This window comes from Pseudoalteromonas sp. NZS71_1 (assembly GCF_015864305.1).
Lineage (GTDB): Bacteria > Pseudomonadota > Gammaproteobacteria > Enterobacterales > Alteromonadaceae > Pseudoalteromonas > Pseudoalteromonas arctica.
Map to the genome: position 1 here is coordinate 19,630 of NZ_JADYXM010000006.1, position 18,123 is coordinate 37,752.

An 18,123-nucleotide genomic window follows, 5' to 3' on the forward strand; every position below is an offset into this window, starting at 1 on the left:
AAATTAGTCAACTTATTGAAGGATGTAGAAGTATGGCTTGCGGTAAAGTTAAATGGTTCAACAACGCTAAAGGTTTTGGTTTCATCGTAGAAGACGGCTGCGAGAATGATATTTTCGCTCATTACTCAACAATTGTAATGGACGGTTATAAAACGCTTAAAGCTGGTCAAGATGTAACATTCGAATTAGAACAAGGACCTAAAGGTCTACACGCTAAAAATATAGCCCCAGATGGTGACATTATTGAGTGACTATTGTTTTGTTCGACTAAAGCGAGTGACCTTTTAAGATCCTCGCTTAATTCCTTAAGCATACTAACTTATCTCTTCTCCCCTATTTATTGCCTCTTTTCATTCAAATTCAACCCTTTTCCTTGAATTTATTTTATATACCCCAATGTTCTAAGAGTTGATTGTTTAACTGCTTATTGGGCATGCTCAACCTCTAGCCCTTTTTATTTAAGCTTGTTACACTCTTGGTGCTAAAAATTGCGTATTAACGCAGCAACTAATCCAACTTGTCGCCTCTTTTATATGTACTAGGCTAAAGGCTGATTTATTTTTGTTAATTTTTTAGCTATAAATACAATTCCAGTTCGTCAGGTGTGACTATTCTGCTTTTATAAAAGAGCAACGCTGAGTACCAACACCTAACAAACTATTCATTACGAGCGTATGTATTCATTAACTTGTTTAATAATATGTACTCACTCATTAGTAATGATTTTCTTTGCATTGTTGAATAAGACCTTTTCGGTCTACTATCTAGGAATGATGATGACATCAAAAATTATCTATACAAAAACGGACGAAGCTCCGGCACTAGCAACTTACTCGTTGCTACCGATCATCCAAGCATATACAAATGCGGCCGGTGTTGAAGTTGAAACTCGCGATATCTCATTAGCAGGTCGTGTAATTGCTAGCTTCCCTGATTATTTAACACAAGAACAACGCATTGGTGATGCACTTGCTGAACTTGGCGAGCTTGCTAAAACACCAGAAGCAAACATCATCAAATTACCAAACATCAGTGCATCTGTACCACAGCTTCGCGCTGTAATTAAAGAGCTTCAAGCAAAAGGTTACGCTCTTCCAGAATACCCTGTTGAACCTAAAAATGATGAAGAAAAAGCAATTCAAGCTGCTTACGACAAAATCAAAGGCAGTGCAGTAAACCCAGTACTACGTGAAGGTAACTCAGATCGTCGCGCACCAGGTTCTGTAAAAGAATATGCACGTAACAACCCGCATTCAATGGGTGCGTGGAGCAAAGATTCAGAGTCTTATGTTGCAAGCATGAGCGAAGGCGACTTCTTTGGTTCAGAAAAGTCTGTAACTGTTGATACAGCTACTGATGTACGTATTGAACATGTTGCAACTAACGGCGACGTTTCTGTACTTAAACAAAGCACGCCTCTTTTAGCTGGCGAAGTTATTGATGCATCAAGCATCAGCGCTTCTAAGCTTCAAGCTTTCTTAGCTGCTGAAATTGATGCTGCTAAAGAAAAAGGTGTTTTATTCTCGCTTCACATGAAAGCGACAATGATGAAAGTATCTGATCCAATTATCTTTGGTCACGCTGTAAAAGTATTCTACAAAGATGTATTTGCTAAACACGGTAAGCTTTTTGAAGAGCTAGGTGTTGATGTAAATAATGGTTTAGGCGATGTATATTCTAAAATTCAAACATTAGACGATGCTAAGCGCGAAGAAATCGAAGCAGACATTCAAGCTGTTTACGCTAGCCGCCCTGCTATTGCTATGGTTGATTCTGACCGTGGTATTACAAACCTACACGTACCAAGTGACGTGATCATCGATGCTTCTATGCCTGCTGCAATCCGTTCAAGCGGTCAAATGTGGAATAACGATGGTAAATTACAAGACACTAGCTTTGTAATTCCAGATCGTTGTTACTCGGGTATTTACCAAGCAACTATTGATTTTTGTAAAGTAAATGGCGCGTTTGATCCAACAACTATGGGTAGCGTACCTAACGTTGGCCTTATGGCTCAAAAAGCTGAAGAATACGGTTCACACGATAAAACGTTTGAAGCTAAAGCAGATGGTTCTATCCGTGTTGTTGATGCAAATGGTAATACATTACTTGAGCACAGTGTTGAGCAAGGCGATATTTGGCGCATGTGTCAGGTTAAAGACGCACCAATCCAAGATTGGGTTAAGCTTGCAGTAAATCGTGCACGCGCAACAGGCGTTCCAGCTATTTTCTGGTTAGACGAAAACCGTGCACATGATGCAGAGCTAATCAAAAAAGTAAATAAATACCTACCAGATCACGATACAGCTGGCCTAGATATTCAAATTTTAGCACCGCTTGAAGCAACATTGTTCTCACTAGCGCGTATTAAAGAAGGTAAAGATACTATTTCTGTAACAGGTAACGTTTTACGTGATTACCTTACAGATTTATTCCCAATTTTAGAGTTAGGTACGAGTGCTAAAATGCTTTCAATTGTTCCACTTATGAACGGTGGTGGATTATTTGAAACTGGCGCAGGTGGTTCTGCACCTAAGCATGTTCAACAATTCGAAAAAGAAAACCACTTACGTTGGGATTCTTTAGGTGAATTTTTAGCACTTGCTGCATCTCTTGAGCACCTAAGCGTAACTACGGGTAACAACAAGGCACAAGTTCTTGCTGATACACTAGATAAAGCGACTGGTACTTTCTTAGCAGAAAACAAGTCTCCTTCACGTAAAGTGAAAGAAATTGATAACCGTGGTTCTCATTTCTTCCTATCTTTATTCTGGGCACAAGAACTTGCTAAGCAAAATGATGACAGTGAACTTAAAGCACAGTTTACTCAAATTGCTAGCGACCTTGAGTCTAATAAAGAACAAATCGTAAGTGAACTTAACGATGCGCAAGGCCCTACAGTTGATTTAGGCGGTTACTTCCAGCCTAACGATGATGCAGCCTTTAAAGCGATGCGTCCAAGCACTACATTTAACGATATTCTTGCTAAATTAGTATAAATATTAGTTTAAATTTAAAAGCCGCTTACTTGTAAAAGTAAGCGGCTTTTTTATGTCTAAATTTTACAAACAAAAAGGCCGCTATTTATAAAATAGCGGCCTTTAGAATAATTAAATTTATTTAATTAATTAATTAATTATTTAGTATCATACCAATTCGCTTAATTAAGTGATCAACTTTGAGGCAAGAAAATCTTGTCGATAACAAGGCAAAAATTTCGTTATTTAGTTGCTCTATATCAGAAATTTTTAACGCAGTTACCGTCAGATTTAATCCCTCAAATTGATTAAGTATTATTGCGGGTTGGTATATGCACGTGGCATTTTTGAATCAGTCGTATAACGGTCACGCAGTTTATCTTGACGAGATTGTGTAGATACCTCAACCCCATTAATAAACATTTTGCTCACGTGGCTGCTTAGTTCAAACGGGTCATTACTCCACATTACTACATCAGCAGCTTTACCTACTTCAAGACTACCTGCATTAATGCCAAATACATCAGCAACGTTTGATGTAACCGCTTTTAACGCACCTTCTTGGCTCATACCATACGATACTGCATTACCAGCATCAAAACGCAGCTGGTAAATGTTGTGACTTGCATCACCACCTACCGTTAATAATACTTTAACGCCTGCTTTTTCAAGCACACCTGCATTATCTAAACTCGCATGAAGCGAATCAAAACTTGCTGGTAAGCTGTCCATTGCACTAATAATCACTGGGATATTTGCTTTAGCAACGCGCTCTTTTACTACAACAGCGTCTTGTGCGCCGTTAAGTACTAAGTTAATACCAAATTGCTCTTTTACTTTAATAAGCTCAATAATATCCGCCGCACGTGATACGCCAACCACTAATGGCATTTCGCCACTGAGTACTTTTGCCATTACTTTGTCTTCAGTACTTGGCTTGTCATCATCTTTTTTAGCTTTTTTACCAGCTTTAGTTTTGTGCTCATCAAGTTTATTAATAAGTGTTTGCAAAGTAAAAGCACGAGAACCTTTACTGCGCTCACCTAAGTAAACAATTAAAGCCGCTTGTTTTTGCATGTCGCTATCAAAACTACCACTTAAATCAACAACACTCGCAAGGCCTGAAAAAATGCTATCACCACCATGAGGGGTAATGACATCGCGTGTTACACCGCCTTTACGAGCGTAAGGAATTAAGCTTGAATGTGCGTTGTAAGCAAGACTTACGTCAAAATCAATACCGGCTTTTTCCTCGCCTGCATCGCGAGAGCCTGCAACTGCACTTACTTCAACTAAACCAAGTTGATTTACACTTGCAATAAAGCCAGGGGTTACAATTTGGCCCTTTGCATCAATAATTTGATCTACTTTAATTTCAGTTGGGTTAATCGCTGTGATTTTACCATCTGTCATTACAATGCTTGCTGCTTCTAATACACCTTGATCAGATGACGTATGTAATGTTGCATTAATAATTGCTAGCGATTGTGCGCTTACAGCACCAGATGCTAATAATCCTGCAGCAACCAGAGAAAGCGAAAACGAACGTGATAAATTTTTCATTCTGGGTGCTCCTTATTGTTGACCTAACATAAAATCACTTGTTGCTTGATACGCGCTGTCGTTTCTATCGTAAACTTTTGCACCATCAACAAACACTTGTTCAGCTTTAGCATAAACACTAAATGGGCTTTGATTCCAAATAACAACATCGCCCTGCTTACCCGCTTCTAGTGAACCTGTTTTGTCATCAATACCTAACGACTTAGCAGCGTTAGCCGTGATCCATTTAATAGCGTGTTGCTCAGAAATATCAAAACCGTTTTCGTTAGCACGGTACATAACCTTGCCAGCTTCTTGGTTTAAGCGCTGAATAGTGGTATCTGAATCTGAGTGAACAACTGCACATGAATTTTTAACAGCATCAACAATAGCTACGTTTTCTTGAACCATGTCGTAGGCTTCCATTTTAAAACCCCACCAGTCTGGCCAAAGTGCAGCACACGAGCCATTTTGGGCAAGTAAGTCAGCAATTTTATATGCTTCTACACCGTGATGGAATGTACCCGCGTCGTAATTAAATTCTTTTGACAGGTCAATCATCATTGCCATTTCTTCGGCTTTATAACAATGATTATGAATACGTACTTCGCCTTCAAGCACACCACGAAGCGTATCGTGTTTAATATCACGTACTGGTGCTTCTGGGTTTAAACCTGCTTCATAATCGGCATCGTACTTATCCCATGCACGTTTGTACTCAGCGGCTTCAGCCCACGCCATACGATAACCTGCCATATTACCCATACGGGTTGAAGGCAATACACCTTGACGACCATAAACACGTTTAGGGTTTTCACCACACGCCATCTTTAAACCATACGGCGCTTCTGGAAATTTCATGCCTTGCATAGTGTGTGCAGGGACGTTTTTAAGCGTAACGCCGCGTCCACCAAATAAGTTAGCTGAGCCTGGTAAAATTTGTAGAGAAGTAATGCCGCCTTCGCGTGCGCGATTAAAGCCTGGATCTTGTGGCCAAACAGAATGCTCAACCCACACTTCTGCAGTGTTAGGGCTGGTCATTTCGTTACCATCTTGATGCGACTCAACCGACGGGCTTGGGTATGCACCTAAATGTGAATGTACGTCAATAATACCCGGTGTTACCCATTTGCCTTGTGCATCAATTGTAATATCAGCAGTAGCAGTTAAGTCTTTACCAACTTGTTGTACTTTACCATCAACAAGTAATACATCAGCATCATCTAAACGCTCACCAGTACCTGTAAGTACTGTTGCATTTGTAATAAGTGTGCTTGATGTAGAAACGGGCTGATAAGTGCTTGGGTAAGGATTTTTGTTGATTGTTATTTTATCGTCTTGCGGGCCGTTTTCTTGGCAACCTACAAGTGCAGCAGCTAAGCCAACTGCTAATAAAGAAGGTGCAAATTTTTGCATGTTGTTTGGATCTCCTGTTTTTTTGCTACTTTAGCGAAAGCTAAGGAATAAAGCCAAAAAAACAGGTGAAAACGCAGTTAATTAAGATGAATATCTGTAATTATTTCTTTATATAATTGTTATACAACTTTTCAAGCGCACCTTCGGTTGTAAGCGATGGATCTTTACTAATAAAGTGCTTAACCGTACGCGTTACAAAATCAGAGTTTTGCTTATGTAGCTTTGAAAAATCTTTAATAATTGTATTACCATCTTTAGCTGCAGTTACTATGTCATGACGATGACGATACTGGCTTAGCGCTTTATTAAAATCCCCTTGGTAGTCTTCAACCAAAATTTTATAAAAGTCACTTTTTTGTACGTTTAAATCATTAATGCAATAGTTTAGCGCCTCTTTAAAGTCGGTAAATATCATGCCCTCTACATCAAACTCTTTTGTTTTTTCACGTACTGCTACTTTGGTATCTTCTGTGGCATAACTAAAACCAGTAAACGCTAAACGCTCAGCGGCTTCTTTTCCTAATTTCATACCCGCTTGAATACTATGCGCAAACTCGTCGCTCATATCGCCAAGTTCGTTTTCTTCCCACATGTTATAAACACGCAGAGGTTTTGCGTATTTAGTGGCAAGCTTTTTTTTCATTTTAGTAAAGCGCTCATCAATCGTCATCAGCCTTTCGTTATGTAAAAGTGCATGGCACTCATAACAAGCCGCAATAGATATAAAGTCAGCCTCTTCACCTAAATCAACAATGCTTTGTAGCATATGCAGCGGCGGACAATGGTCGCGCTCTGTCGCTTCACAGCCACAATAAAAACACTGGTTAAAATGCTGCTGATCGCAAGCGTATGCTTGCTGATAATAACTGGCTAACGTTTTGCTCACCGTTGCTCCTAAAAAACACGACTAAATTATGGGGGCGATAATAACAGCCTGAAAAAATAAGTCATACCAATTACATTAAATTAGTAATCTATTATTGCGCTAATAAAGTAGCGCAATAACAAGGCGAAATTATAACGTGTAGTTGCTATCACTAATTACTCCCTGCATTGCTCTATCTCTTGCATCCATGCACTCGTACACGAACAATTTTTAACGCAGTAAGTGCGCTATTTAATGCGATAAAATGATTGTTTTTTTAATTGGTATCAGTAGTTATATTTAAATCACGGCCGCTATTAAACCAAACAAGCCACCAAACACACCACCCCACACAACAAGCCAGCCTAAGTGCTCGCGGATCATGGTTTGAATAATCTCTTTAACCATTTTTGGGGTAAGCTCATCTAGGCGCTCATCAACTAGTTTAAGCACCGTTTTATGTAGGCTCTCTGCGCTATTACCTTGTGAAAGTGTTTGGCTTACTAATGCTTTAAAGTCGTCAGTTTGGGAAATCTCACTAAGCGACAATTGCATTTTTTCAATAAACTTTTCACGCATTGGCTCTATTGCTGCTGTGCCGCCAAACATCCCAAGCATGCTACCAAACTGAGATTGCTCTATTACCTCTAACAAATTGTCGAATGCAGGGTTTAAATCAACATTGCTAATTATTGGCTCAAAGTCGATATTGGGCTGCGCTTTATTAAGTAAATTATTAATTTTTTGCTCTGAAAAAAACTCCGTTAATATTAGGTTTCGTATAGCTACTTTAAAGCTTTCAAACTTAAGCGCAATAACACCCGAGCCATATAAAAACGGGACCTTTTCGAACAACATATGAATCGCTAATAAATTAGTTACCGCGCCAGAAAGTGCAAATAAACCAACTGATAACACAATTGCTTGGTTAAACATAAAACCTACAACAACACATAAACCCGCTAGCAAATTGGTTATTAAACTTTTGTTCATTTTTACTCCATTACAGTAAGTGTAATTTTTATGCAATATAGTCGTTAATTTTACAACGTTTAGATTGTTAAATTAATACCTTTTTGCCATAGTTTAAGTATCTGTTTAAAAGGCGAGCAATTGTTATGTGGAAAACAGTAAATGAGCACATCAGCCAAGCCATTAATTTTGACTTTAAACACACCTATAAACGCCAATTACAAAGTACAAATACCGATAAACTATTTCATATTACCAATGGTACGCATAACTTCTTCGTTAAAATAGCATTAAAAAGCGAACTCGAGCGTTTAGAAAGTGAATTTATTGGCTTAAAGCTTTTAGCGCAAAATAGTAATTTTAAAGTCCCTGAATGTATTACAACCGGTGCAAATATAGAGTTTTCGTTTATTGTTTTACAGTGGCTTGTTTTAGATAAACAACCCCACAACACGTGGGCAACTATGGGAAGCAGCCTGGCTAAAATGCATCAAAAACACGACCAAGCCATGTTTGGTTTTGATGTAGACAACTACATAGCCACTACTATACAACCTAATCGCTGGCATAAAAAATGGGATGTATTTTACGCCGAAGAGCGTATAGGGTGGCAATTACAGTTACTCGCTGAAAAAGGCATTAACTTTATTGAACCCGAGCGCTTAATTAATGCCGTTAAAGAACAGCTGCATAGTCATCAAGTTGAGCCCTCATTACTGCATGGCGATTTTTGGCGAGGAAATATGGGCTTTTTAAAAGCAGAGCCAACGGTATTTAACCCGGCTTGTTATTATGGTGATCGGGAAGTGGATATTGTAATGAGCGAACTATTTGCGCCACTGCCAAAAGACTTTTATAGCGCCTATAACCAGCACTATCCGCTTTCTCAAAATTACGAAAAACGTAAGTTAATATACCAGCTATACCCTATTTTAAATCACGCTAACATCTTTGCCGGTCACTATCTTACTGAAGCTAAACAACATATAGAAAAGCTGGTATTTGAAGGTATAAAATAAGTGTCATAAGCTGCATTTCAGCACTATATTTAATGAGTAAGTAGGCGTTCATCTGTAAGCGATTAAGTTAAATCTAACTTAATTATTTATAACTGGAGTGATTATGAAAGATTTTTTATCACAACGAATAACGTGCCCACACTGCGGACACCACATACATTTAGACTTAGACGCAAGCATGGGCGATCAAGACTACATAGAAGATTGCACTGCCTGCTGTAACCCAATTCATTTAAATATGCATATAGATCATGCTAACAATAAGTTAGAGCTACACGTAGACAGTGACGACGAACAAATATTTTAACTTAAGCCTGATGGCGTAAGTAGTTTTCTACCGTATTTACAATAGTGTAAGTTTGCTGATCAACTTCAATATTAAACTTGTCACCCACTTGCGCTGCACCAATGTTTGTAATGGCGAGCGTTTCCGGAATTAGGTGTAACCAAAAACCTTGTTCATCAACTTCGCCCACGGTTAAGCTTGCGCCATTTATCGCAACAAACCCTTTATATAACACATACTTTTGCCACTCTTTTGGCAGGCTTAATTGAATTTTACAGTTATTCTCAAGCTTCACTATTTGAGAAATTTGTGACGTACAATGAATATGCCCAGACACTATATGCCCACCTAGCTCAGTACCAAACGTAACAGAGCGTTCGTAATTAACTAAACTACCTAACTCAAGCAGTCCTAAATTAGTTAACTTTAGGGTTTCGTCAATCACATCAAAATGCACTTGCGCTACCACATCGTGATTACTTAGCTCAACTTGCACAACTGTTAAACAACAGCCATTAATAGCAATACTTGCGCCTAAATCTAAATGCTTAACGTACTCATCGCTCACCGATACAACTAAGCGTAAAACACCGTCTGTTTGAGTCTTAGAGACCACCGTAGCTTGCGTTTGCACTATTCCTGTAAACATAAAATCACTTTAAATTATTACAAAGTGCTAGTTTAACGTATCAACTCATAAAATCATTCACTACTGTGATTTTTATTTAAACCCCAATAGATTACAATTACGCCCTATTTTATCAACTAGCTGTTTTTATGACCTTTTGCAATTGGGAAGCCAAGCGTTTACTTTCCCTCGCTTTACCTGTTTTTTTAGCGCAAGTTACACTTATTTTAATGTCGGTCGTCGACACAATTATGGCAGGTCAAGTTAGCCCTACTGACTTAGCTGCACTGTCTATTGCAACAGGAATATGGAACCCTTTATTACTTGGCCTTCAAGGTATTTTATTAGCGCTTACTGGTATTATTGCGCAGTTTTCGGGCAGTGATGACCGCAAAGGCATTAGCCACTATTTTCAACAAGCGCTTTATTTAACCGCTATTTTGAGCTTTACAGGCTTTGGAATTGCCCATTTAGCAGATGCTATTATTTTTAAGCTCGATACAACGCCTGCAATTGCAAACCTTGCCATTGACTACATTCACTTTGTGAAATGGGGTGTATTTGGATTTTTAATTTTTACGGTATACAGAAACGTTACCGAAGGTATGGGAATGACCAAGCCCGCGTTTTACATAAGCCTATTAGGTTTAGCTGTTAATATTCCGGTAAATTATATTTTCATAAATGGCTTATTTGGTTTTCCTGCTTATGGCGGCGCGGGCTGTGGCATTGCCACAGCCATTGTTTTAACTGTTATGGCAATAGCACAAGTCACTTACTGCCAAATGAGTAAAAAAGTAGATGCTAAAGGCCTGCTTTCATCATTCGAAAAACCTAATTTCACTACCATTGGTATTATTACTAAGTTAGGTATACCAATTTCACTCGCCACCTTTTTTGAAGTCACTTTATTTGCGTGTATACCGCTATTTATAGCGCATTTAGGTGCAGTAGCTATATCGGGGCATCAAATAGCAGCCAGTGTAACTACATTGCTATTTATGATGCCGCTGAGCCTATCAATCGCTATCAGCATTCGTATAGGTAACTTATACGGCCAAAAGAACATGACTCAATTAAAAGTTGCGGTTTCTACCAGCTATATTTTAGCCATTGCTGTGGCGTTATTTTTAGCGCTTATTACGTTTGCCGGTCGTGATTTAATTAGCCAACTGTATACCGACAGCCCTGCTGTTATGGCATTGGCTTCATCAATTATGATTTTAGCGTGTATTTACCAATTACCTGATGCACTTCAAGTTGCAGCAAATGGCATACTCCGTGGGTTAAAATACACCACGCCTATATCGTATATTACGTTTATATCGTATTGGTTAATCGGCTTTTGTTTAGGTTACGTATTGGCAAGAACAGACATAATTGTGCCAGCTATGGGGCCACACGGTTTCTGGACTGGGATAATAGTGGGACTTAGTGTCGCTGCTATTTTATTAATGCTAACGGTAAAAAAACGTCTAAAATATGAATTTCTTAAAATTGATGCACTCAATCAAAACTAATAAACTCAGCCTTAAAACATTACCAGCTACTTTGCTGGTAATGTGTTTTTTAACGCTTACTGGCTGCAACAAACCACAAAGTAGTATAAACGTTACTTATATTGAACGCTTAAGTAGCACAGTTGATACAAGCCCAACACAGCCTGCGCCACTCAAGCAACTCCCCTTACTGCAGCCTACCCCAATAGCACAAAGTGACTTAACACTGAGCATTGTTGAGCTTGCAGGCATTAGCCAATGTAAGCTTAACGTGCTTATAAGTGAGCACAATAACCAATTAGGAAAAACCGCCAGCGCTGCTGGGCAATTAAAATATCAAATAAACTTTATTAAAAGTGCACAGGTTTGCTTAAACACGCTTGATAAAAATAGTCCTAGTTACACAAAAATACTCGCAGCCAAAAACTACAAAGAAACACACCTAATGCACTTTTTTAACACCATGTTATTTAAAGAGCCTGAGCTAAATCGTACTTGGCAACTCACTTCAAACGAGCTTACTACTGAACCTGCTGGTTTTAGTGATACCGTACTTGCGCTAAAGCAACTTGTACTCATTAAGCAACAAATTAAGGCTAAAGAATTTAGTGAAATTAATAGCAATTCTATTTTTAGTGCACTCGAGCAGCTTAATAAATTTCAATTTAACCAGGCACTCATTCAATCGGTCCGCAAGCAGGTAGTGTTAAATAACAACGCCACGCAGTTTGTAAAAACATTAAACTTTAATACGCTGTGCCCACAGGATAAAAATAATAAAAACGCAAAAATCATAAGCAACGTATTTCAAAAGTTTTACCTAAAAGAAATTCAGCCCTATCAAGCGCAGTTAACTGGTTATCTAGAGGCACTACAACCGCTTTATAATGAGCTTTGGTTTAACGAAAGTATCTCAAGCCCTCAAATTAATAACTTAGTAAAAACGGGCTCAGCAAGTAACTTACTGAACTTACTAAAAAGCTCAGCTAAAAAACATGTGGTTTGGTGGCAAGTATTTTATAAAACGTGTGAAATAAGCCCAATATGAATAAAAAAACGGCAAATAAACTCAAAAACAACAAACTTGCTTGATTCACCAACCGCCACGCTATATATTAGCCGCCGTTGTTAAGCAATTAACACCTAGTTAAATAAAGTAATACGACTGTAGCTCAGTTGGTTAGAGCACTACCTTGACATGGTAGGGGTCGGTGGTTCGAATCCACTCAGTCGTACCAACATTAATGAAACGTATAATTGAAGGAAAGAGCGCTACCTACTCTTGACCACCCGGTCCAAAGGTCAGTAGTTCGAATCCACTCAGTCGTACCAAAATTTAAGTAAAATCTCAAAAATTGTACGACTGTAGCTCAGTTGGTTAGAGCACTACCTTGACATGGTAGGGGTCGGTGGTTCGAATCCACTCAGTCGTACCACTTCAAAGTAATAAAAAACCTAAGAAAAAGCACTACCCACTCTTGATCACCCGGTCCAAGGGTCAGCAGTTCGGATCCACTCAGTCGTACCAATTCAAAGTAATAAAAAACCAAAGAAAAAGAACTACCCACTCTTGATCACCCGGTCCAAGGGTCAGCAGTTCGAATCCACTCAGTCGTACTAATTCAAAGTAATAAAAAAACCTAAGTAAAAGCACTACCCACTCTTGATCACTCAGCTTCAACAGTTAATCATTAATTAACAATCACTTACAACCAGGTTGTAGCTTTATTTCTTGTAAATTATCCTTGTGAGTTTTGTTGACATTTCATGATTAAAATTCATTCAATTTACAGGGGGGTAATCGTGCGCGATTTGTAACCTAGCGGGCTCGGTAGCGGCTTCTGCGTTACTCTGATGGCTTACATTCTTGTAAGAATAAGTAAAAATCGAGTAACAAAGAGTCAATAACCGCACTGTATAGGCGATGTTTTGATTAAAAAACAACACATACAGCTGCAAATTCAACCTCTAAGATCAACAGCCTCTAGTCTATTTTATTTAGTAATTCATAACCTGCAAGTACATCACTCAACTCCTCGTCAATGGTACTTTGACGCAGAGTATTAAACTCACTCGAAAGCTTATCAAGTAGCTCTTCAATATTTTTTTCAGCGCGTTGCATTGCGCCAAGACGACTGCTATTTTCGCTGATCAACGACTCGGCACATGCACGATAAAGAGAAATAAAAATATACTCGCGGATCAATGCCCTTATTGTTGTAGAGTGCTTACAGAGTACTTCTGGCAAAGCTTTAGTTGGCCATAAAATATTTTTAAAATTATCTCGCCATTGCTCGTCAAGTGGGAGTAATCGCTGAGACACACATTCATAAAGCGCGCCTTGTTTAGGTTGATTATAAAACACCAATACACGGCAACCAGGATTAAGAACCAAGCTTGATTCACTGTCTATTTGAATTTGCCTAACTAAGGTATCTATATCGTGAACACTCACTGGCACTGTGTATACTTTTACTAAATTAAAGCCGGCATCGGTAAGTCGAGATGCAGCACGTGCGCCTACTACCCAAATTAGAGGTGGCTGGGTCTCGTTACTTAGCGCTTTAATTGTAAAGTCGGTAATACTTTCATTAAATTGCCCTACCAACCCTTGATCTGAGCCGAATATGATCACACCCACTCTGCTTTCATTTATATTTTTGGGTTGTGGTGAAAATTGAAATGACATGTCATCACGCAAACTCGCACTTAATCCTAACTCAACTGCCCGGTAGTAATCGGTCAATGAGCTAATCGATTTTTCATATTGCCCAATACTCGAGGCAGCAAGTGCCTTCATCGTTTTTACCACGCCTTGTAAATCACTTGCACTGGCTATTTTATGGCGTAAATTAGCGGCACTATTGCTCATGTTGTTATTGCCTCCTTTTCAGGCTCAAAATCAACAAGTGCGCGCTTAGCCAACTCAACAATTGTTTGTCGATCGTCATCACTTAAGCTTTTAGCGGTATCAAATCTATCACATAAAGTATCGTCTAACTGCGCAACTGCTTTTTTAAGAATATTTTTTGCGTCGTTTATTTTTAGCAGTTCAATCGAATCTAAAAAGCCATTACTGAGTGCGAGTAATAGCATAATTTGCTCAGGCACTGGCATAGGTGATGATTCAGATTGATGTAAGCTCGCTCGAATACGCCGTCCATGTTCAATTATACGCCGTGTATCATCATCAAGTCGGGCACCAAAACGAGCAAAGGTTTCTAGCTCTTCAAATTGAGCATATGCAAGCTTTAAATCGCCAGCAACTGCACGAGACGCAGCACGCTGTGCTTTACCGCCCACACGAGAAACCGACTTACCAACGTCAACGGCTGGTAATACACCTAGAGCAAATAATGAGGGTGATAAATAAATTTGTCCGTCGGTAATCGAAATTAAATTAGTTGGAATATAGGCTGAAATATTTTGAGCTTCGGTCTCTATAATGGGGAGTGCGGTCAAGGAACCACCGCCACGTTCTTTATTTAAATGGGTCGCACGCTCTAGTAATCGTGAATGAATATAAAAAATATCCCCAGGAAATGCTTCTCGTCCGGGTGGTCGTCGTAACAACAAAGACAACTCGCGGTAAGCTCTTGCGTGCTTAGTTAAATCGTCATATACAATAAGTACATCACGTCCTTGCTCCATAAAATATTCTGCAATACTGGTTGCAGCGTAAGGCGCTATATACTGTAAGCCCGGTGGTTCATTACCCTCTGTTGCAACAACAACCGTATAAGCCATTGCATTTTGCGCGCGTAATATTGCTATTGATTTAGCAACTGTTGATGCCCGCTGGCCAATAGCGCAATAAATACAAATTACATTTTGTTCTCGCTGATTTAAAATCGTGTCTATGGCTATAGCTGTTTTACCTGTTTGCCTGTCACCTAAAATAAGCTCTCGTTGTCCTCGCCCTATTGGAATCATTGCATCGATTACAATAAGTCCGGTTTGCAAAGGCGTAGTAACAGGAGAGCGGTCCATAATTGGTGCAGCTGGACGCTCTATTGGTAAACGCTGCTCGGTTTGTATAACGCTTCCACCGTCTAGTGCCTCGCCAAGTGGGTTTATCACTCGCCCTAATAGCGCATTGCCAACCGCTACATCCATTACACGACCACTGCGGCGCACTTCATCCCCAGCTTGTAAGTGGGCGTATTCACCTAAAAGCACAACACCGACTTCTTTTTCATCAATATTAAACGCAATTCCAAGCACATTACCGGGAAATATAATTAGTTCCTCAAAGCCAACGCCAGGTAATCCCGACACCTTCGCAATACCCGTTGATACACTGGTAATAATACCAACTTCATGTAAGTTCAATTTTGAGTTAACTGTTTTTAGCCCTTGCTGAATGTGCTTAAACACATCACCAAACGCGTTTCTTAAACTGTGTATTTTTGTGTTTTTATTTTGAGTGTTTTCGCTAAGGTCACTCATCACTTATCAACAGGTTGAGAAGTTGTAGGCTGAGCTGTTTTTTGTTTTAGTAACATATCAACTTCCTGCTCGATTGATTGTAAGTAATCGTCAATACTCCACACCAGCTTTTGTCCATTGACACATAACTCAATCCCGCTAATAAGGCTCTCATCGGTGGTGAATTTAATGGTAATATCTTTTGAAAACACAGTATTAATAGCATTCTTAAGTGCTAAACGCTGAGGTTCAGTTAGCTCAAACGCACTTTGAATTAAGGCAGGTACAAATTCACTATTTGTATTTAGCGCCTGCGCTAAAGTAGTTTTTTTGTCGTCATCAAGCTTATATAAGCGGGCTGTAAACACCTCACATATTTGTTGTTCTAAAGTTGTTGATGCCAGTTCAGTTAAGGTTTTGCGACTAATAGCAAATACCTCTTGCTTAACTTTTCGACTTAAAGACTCCTTTAAATTATCAGTCTCTTTTACTATATTTTGTTGATATTTAGTGCCCCAGCTTTGGACTCTTTTTTGCGCCTCTAACATAAGTGTTTGCTCTGCTTGCTTAGCACTCACGCTTACTTGTTGCATCTTTTGTGTACGTTGTTGTTCAAACTCTTCATTTTTCAGAAAAAACTTTTCACGCTCCGCCAGTGCTTCATTTTGGTTTGTTTCAGCATCGTCTAACTCAGCGGCTATACGCTCTTCTCGCTTATCAATAGCGTGCAAAATTGGTTTATATAAATAGCGTTTTAGTAACCACACCAAAATTAAAAAATTAACCACTTGGGCTGCAACTGTAAACCAATCAATTAGCATGGTTTAACTTCCTGCAGCTTGTGCGATAGCGTAGTTCCAAAACGGATTGGCAAAAATAAGAATCATCGACACGACAAAACAGTATATTGCGGTCGATTCAATCATCGCAAGCCCTACAAAGAGCGTGCGCGTAATAGTTGCTGATGCATCAGGTTGCTGTGCTAATGCACTCAATGCCGTTGCTACTGCTTTACCTTCGCCAAGCGATGGACCTAAACAACCAAAACTAATTGTAATTCCTGAAATAACGATTGATGCCATTGCTATCATTGTCATGCTATCCATGTTCTCTCCAAGTATGATGTGTAGAAATACGTGATTAATTAACTCGTTGTTTGGCTGGTTTTACTGAGCGCGTAGCCGCAGCAATATAAACAGCGGCTAAAATAGTAAAAATATAAGCCTGTACTAAGCCTGTAAGCAAACCCAGTGCCGTCATTACGATTGGGAATATAAAGGGTGTAATGGTTAACAAAATGCCAATGATCATTGCCCCGCTCATCATGTTGCCAAATAACCGCACAGCCAGAGCAAGTGTCCGTGATAATTCGCTAATAATATTAAATGGCAACATAATAAAAGTAGGAGCCATATAAGATTTTAAGTAATTGCCAAGCCCTTGTTCACTGATACCAAATAAAGGCACTGCAATAAATACAGTGAGCGCCAGTGCTGCTGTAGTCGATAACGACGCCGTGGGTGGCTCATAACCCGGAGCAATGGTGAACATGCTCGCGGTTACTAAAAATAAAAACAGTGTGCCTAAAAAACCAAGGTATTTTTTAGCGTCATTCAAGCCTACGTCTTCAATTTGTTGTGTGATCCCCGTTACTATAATTTCTAAAAAATTTTGCCAACGAGAACGCTTTAACGTGGTTGAAAGCTTACGGGTTATCAATATCGAACTAATCACCAAAACCAACATTAAAACCCAAGTGAAAACGATGGTTGCATTGAGTTTTAAAAAACCATTTTGCCAATAAATAACCGTATCAGGACTCAGGTGCATGATGTGTCACCTTTGCTAAATGAGAGGTTGATGCAGTACGGGTAACATAAGTGGTAATAAAACGGGCTATCAAAAAGCTAAATAAACACAGTGGTAATTGCAACCAAGATTTTGATAATAAGTCACTCGTCATCACACTATAAAAGCCACTTAAAGTAATTGCCATGCGTATAAATAAACTCAGCACAACCCATAGGGCTGGGTGAGTCGATACCATACTTTTTTGCACCGTCCACCACAGGCCACCAAAAAATAAGGCACCAAGCATTAGACCTACACTAACAATAATTAATACGCCAACTAGCTCATGCATCTTCGTCATCCTTTTGCTCTTGATGTATCGCGCTGTCTTCTTTGCTCATCCAGTGCCACGCGTTAAAGCACCCAAGCGCCAAACCCGCCACCAATAAAGCCAATGTCCATGACCGCTCAGTGGCATAATGCGAGTCGATATACACACCTAAACTTGCACCAAGTATGGTAGGCACTGCAACCGACCAACCAATAAGGCCCATCATTCCTAAACCAAACCATATTTTTTGATGAGAGTTAAGCCTTGCTTTTAGCTTACGCTGGGCTTTTATTTCTACTTGTTCTGCAAGTGTTGATGAACTGCTTTGTGAGTCTTTTGAACCTAGGTCGTCTTTTTTATTTGTCATA

Annotated in this window: 18 protein-coding genes and 2 tRNA genes; 8 read left to right on the plus strand and 12 right to left on the minus strand. The window is 39.3% G+C overall.

What is annotated here, in order from left to right; genetic code table 11:
- Positions 1-32: 32 nt before the first annotated feature.
- Positions 33-251: a cold shock domain-containing protein CspD gene (cspD, locus tag I6F43_RS10795; protein ID WP_002962500.1), complete on the plus strand. Its 219-nt coding sequence runs from the start codon at positions 33-35 to the stop codon at positions 249-251.
- 525 nt (positions 252-776) lie between these two features.
- Positions 777-2,999 (plus strand): NADP-dependent isocitrate dehydrogenase, encoded by a 2,223-nt coding sequence (locus I6F43_RS10800; protein ID WP_197102221.1) that lies wholly within the window; start codon positions 777-779, stop codon positions 2,997-2,999.
- A gap of 294 nt (positions 3,000-3,293) precedes the next feature.
- On the opposite strand, the gene I6F43_RS10805 is transcribed toward I6F43_RS10800, so the two are convergent.
- From I6F43_RS10805 to I6F43_RS10820, 4 genes are all read right to left on the minus strand, one after another.
- Positions 3,294-4,541 carry an amidohydrolase family protein gene (locus tag I6F43_RS10805; protein ID WP_197102232.1) on the minus strand — a complete coding sequence of 416 codons (1,248 nt, stop codon included), beginning with the start codon at positions 4,539-4,541 and terminating at the stop codon, positions 3,294-3,296.
- 12 nt (positions 4,542-4,553) lie between these two features.
- Positions 4,554-5,936, minus strand: coding sequence for an amidohydrolase (locus I6F43_RS10810; protein WP_165734843.1), 1,383 nt, complete (start codon positions 5,934-5,936; stop codon positions 4,554-4,556).
- Positions 5,937-6,036: 100 nt separating this feature from the next.
- Positions 6,037-6,822 (minus strand): hypothetical protein, encoded by a 786-nt coding sequence (locus tag I6F43_RS10815; protein WP_197102234.1) that lies wholly within the window; start codon positions 6,820-6,822, stop codon positions 6,037-6,039.
- A 279-nt stretch (positions 6,823-7,101) separates the two neighbouring features.
- Positions 7,102-7,794 (minus strand): hypothetical protein, encoded by a 693-nt coding sequence (locus I6F43_RS10820; RefSeq protein WP_024603971.1) that lies wholly within the window; start codon positions 7,792-7,794, stop codon positions 7,102-7,104.
- A 125-nt stretch (positions 7,795-7,919) separates the two neighbouring features.
- On the opposite strand from I6F43_RS10820, the gene I6F43_RS10825 reads away from it, so the two are divergent.
- Together I6F43_RS10825 and I6F43_RS10830 are read left to right on the plus strand one after the other, a co-directional pair.
- Positions 7,920-8,792, plus strand: coding sequence for a fructosamine kinase family protein (locus tag I6F43_RS10825; protein ID WP_182197008.1), 873 nt, complete (start codon positions 7,920-7,922; stop codon positions 8,790-8,792).
- Positions 8,793-8,895: 103 nt separating this feature from the next.
- Positions 8,896-9,099 (plus strand): CPXCG motif-containing cysteine-rich protein, encoded by a 204-nt coding sequence (locus I6F43_RS10830; RefSeq protein ID WP_008166246.1) that lies wholly within the window; start codon positions 8,896-8,898, stop codon positions 9,097-9,099.
- 1 nt (position 9,100) lies between these two features.
- Here the strand turns inward: I6F43_RS10830 and I6F43_RS10835 are convergent, their stop codons facing one another.
- A complete protein-coding gene (locus I6F43_RS10835) occupies positions 9,101-9,727 on the minus strand; it encodes a riboflavin synthase (protein WP_007585130.1) in 627 nt (208 codons plus the stop codon).
- Between the two features lie 128 nt (positions 9,728-9,855).
- On the opposite strand from I6F43_RS10835, the gene I6F43_RS10840 reads away from it, so the two are divergent.
- The 4 genes from I6F43_RS10840 (at position 9,856) to I6F43_RS10855 (ending at position 12,641) form a co-directional block, all read left to right on the plus strand.
- A complete protein-coding gene (locus I6F43_RS10840) occupies positions 9,856-11,226 on the plus strand; it encodes an MATE family efflux transporter (RefSeq protein ID WP_007585131.1) in 1,371 nt (456 codons plus the stop codon).
- Positions 11,207-12,253 carry a DUF3080 family protein gene (locus tag I6F43_RS10845; RefSeq protein ID WP_101217814.1) on the plus strand — a complete coding sequence of 349 codons (1,047 nt, stop codon included), beginning with the start codon at positions 11,207-11,209 and terminating at the stop codon, positions 12,251-12,253. Before I6F43_RS10840 ends, I6F43_RS10845 begins: the two co-directional genes overlap by 20 nt.
- 113 nt (positions 12,254-12,366) lie before the next feature.
- Positions 12,367-12,443: transfer RNA gene (locus I6F43_RS10850), tRNA-Val, on the plus strand.
- 121 nt (positions 12,444-12,564) lie between these two features.
- Positions 12,565-12,641: transfer RNA gene (locus I6F43_RS10855), tRNA-Val, on the plus strand.
- Between the two features lie 548 nt (positions 12,642-13,189).
- Here the strand turns inward: I6F43_RS10855 and I6F43_RS10860 are convergent.
- The 7 genes from I6F43_RS10860 to I6F43_RS10890 are packed head-to-tail and all read right to left on the minus strand — an operon-like array spanning position 13,190 to position 18,122.
- Entirely contained in the window at positions 13,190-14,077 is an 888-nt protein-coding gene (locus I6F43_RS10860) for a F0F1 ATP synthase subunit gamma (RefSeq protein ID WP_197102236.1), read from the minus strand.
- Positions 14,074-15,654 (minus strand): alternate F1F0 ATPase, F1 subunit alpha, encoded by a 1,581-nt coding sequence (locus I6F43_RS10865; RefSeq protein ID WP_197102238.1) that lies wholly within the window; start codon positions 15,652-15,654, stop codon positions 14,074-14,076. Before I6F43_RS10865 ends, I6F43_RS10860 begins: the two co-directional genes overlap by 4 nt.
- Positions 15,654-16,454: a F0F1 ATP synthase subunit delta gene (locus I6F43_RS10870; protein WP_197102241.1), complete on the minus strand. Its 801-nt coding sequence runs from the start codon at positions 16,452-16,454 to the stop codon at positions 15,654-15,656. The genes I6F43_RS10865 and I6F43_RS10870 overlap by 1 nt, the downstream gene beginning before the upstream one ends.
- A gap of 3 nt (positions 16,455-16,457) precedes the next feature.
- The gene (locus I6F43_RS10875) at positions 16,458-16,739 is read right to left on the minus strand and encodes a F0F1 ATP synthase subunit C (protein WP_010552606.1); all 282 of its coding nucleotides are present in this window, start codon (positions 16,737-16,739) and stop codon (positions 16,458-16,460) included.
- Between the two features lie 34 nt (positions 16,740-16,773).
- On the minus strand, positions 16,774-17,463 hold the full coding sequence (locus I6F43_RS10880; protein ID WP_024590339.1) for a F0F1 ATP synthase subunit A: 690 nt from the start codon (positions 17,461-17,463) through the stop codon (positions 16,774-16,776).
- Entirely contained in the window at positions 17,447-17,776 is a 330-nt protein-coding gene (locus tag I6F43_RS10885; RefSeq protein ID WP_024594210.1) for an ATP synthase subunit I, read from the minus strand. The genes I6F43_RS10880 and I6F43_RS10885 overlap by 17 nt, the downstream gene beginning before the upstream one ends.
- Positions 17,769-18,122, minus strand: coding sequence for an AtpZ/AtpI family protein (locus I6F43_RS10890; RefSeq protein WP_024607604.1), 354 nt, complete (start codon positions 18,120-18,122; stop codon positions 17,769-17,771). The genes I6F43_RS10885 and I6F43_RS10890 overlap by 8 nt, the downstream gene beginning before the upstream one ends.
- Between the last annotated feature and the right edge of the window lies 1 nt (position 18,123).

Excerpts from the sequence above, each read along its gene's own strand:
- I6F43_RS10845 (WP_101217814.1), top strand. The coding sequence starts at position 11,207 with ATGCACTCAATCAAAACTAATAAACTCAGCCTTAAAACATTACCAGCT.
- I6F43_RS10820 (WP_024603971.1), bottom strand. The coding sequence starts at position 7,794 with ATGAACAAAAGTTTAATAACCAATTTGCTAGCGGGTTTATGTGTTGTT.
- I6F43_RS10875 (WP_010552606.1), bottom strand. The coding sequence starts at position 16,739 with ATGGATAGCATGACAATGATAGCAATGGCATCAATCGTTATTTCAGGA.
- I6F43_RS10860 (WP_197102236.1), bottom strand. The coding sequence starts at position 14,077 with ATGAGCAATAGTGCCGCTAATTTACGCCATAAAATAGCCAGTGCAAGT.
- I6F43_RS10870 (WP_197102241.1), bottom strand. The coding sequence starts at position 16,454 with ATGCTAATTGATTGGTTTACAGTTGCAGCCCAAGTGGTTAATTTTTTA.
- I6F43_RS10800 (WP_197102221.1), top strand. The coding sequence starts at position 777 with ATGACATCAAAAATTATCTATACAAAAACGGACGAAGCTCCGGCACTA.
- I6F43_RS10865 (WP_197102238.1), bottom strand. The coding sequence starts at position 15,654 with ATGAGTGACCTTAGCGAAAACACTCAAAATAAAAACACAAAAATACAC.
- I6F43_RS10805 (WP_197102232.1), bottom strand. The coding sequence starts at position 4,541 with ATGAAAAATTTATCACGTTCGTTTTCGCTTTCTCTGGTTGCTGCAGGA.
- I6F43_RS10825 (WP_182197008.1), top strand. The coding sequence starts at position 7,920 with ATGTGGAAAACAGTAAATGAGCACATCAGCCAAGCCATTAATTTTGAC.
- I6F43_RS10835 (WP_007585130.1), bottom strand. The coding sequence starts at position 9,727 with ATGTTTACAGGAATAGTGCAAACGCAAGCTACGGTGGTCTCTAAGACT.
- I6F43_RS10890 (WP_024607604.1), bottom strand. The coding sequence starts at position 18,122 with ATGACAAATAAAAAAGACGACCTAGGTTCAAAAGACTCACAAAGCAGT.
- I6F43_RS10880 (WP_024590339.1), bottom strand. The coding sequence starts at position 17,463 with ATGCACCTGAGTCCTGATACGGTTATTTATTGGCAAAATGGTTTTTTA.
- I6F43_RS10885 (WP_024594210.1), bottom strand. The coding sequence starts at position 17,776 with ATGCATGAGCTAGTTGGCGTATTAATTATTGTTAGTGTAGGTCTAATG.
- I6F43_RS10830 (WP_008166246.1), top strand. The coding sequence starts at position 8,896 with ATGAAAGATTTTTTATCACAACGAATAACGTGCCCACACTGCGGACAC.
- I6F43_RS10840 (WP_007585131.1), top strand. The coding sequence starts at position 9,856 with ATGACCTTTTGCAATTGGGAAGCCAAGCGTTTACTTTCCCTCGCTTTA.
- cspD (WP_002962500.1), top strand. The coding sequence starts at position 33 with ATGGCTTGCGGTAAAGTTAAATGGTTCAACAACGCTAAAGGTTTTGGT.
- I6F43_RS10810 (WP_165734843.1), bottom strand. The coding sequence starts at position 5,936 with ATGCAAAAATTTGCACCTTCTTTATTAGCAGTTGGCTTAGCTGCTGCA.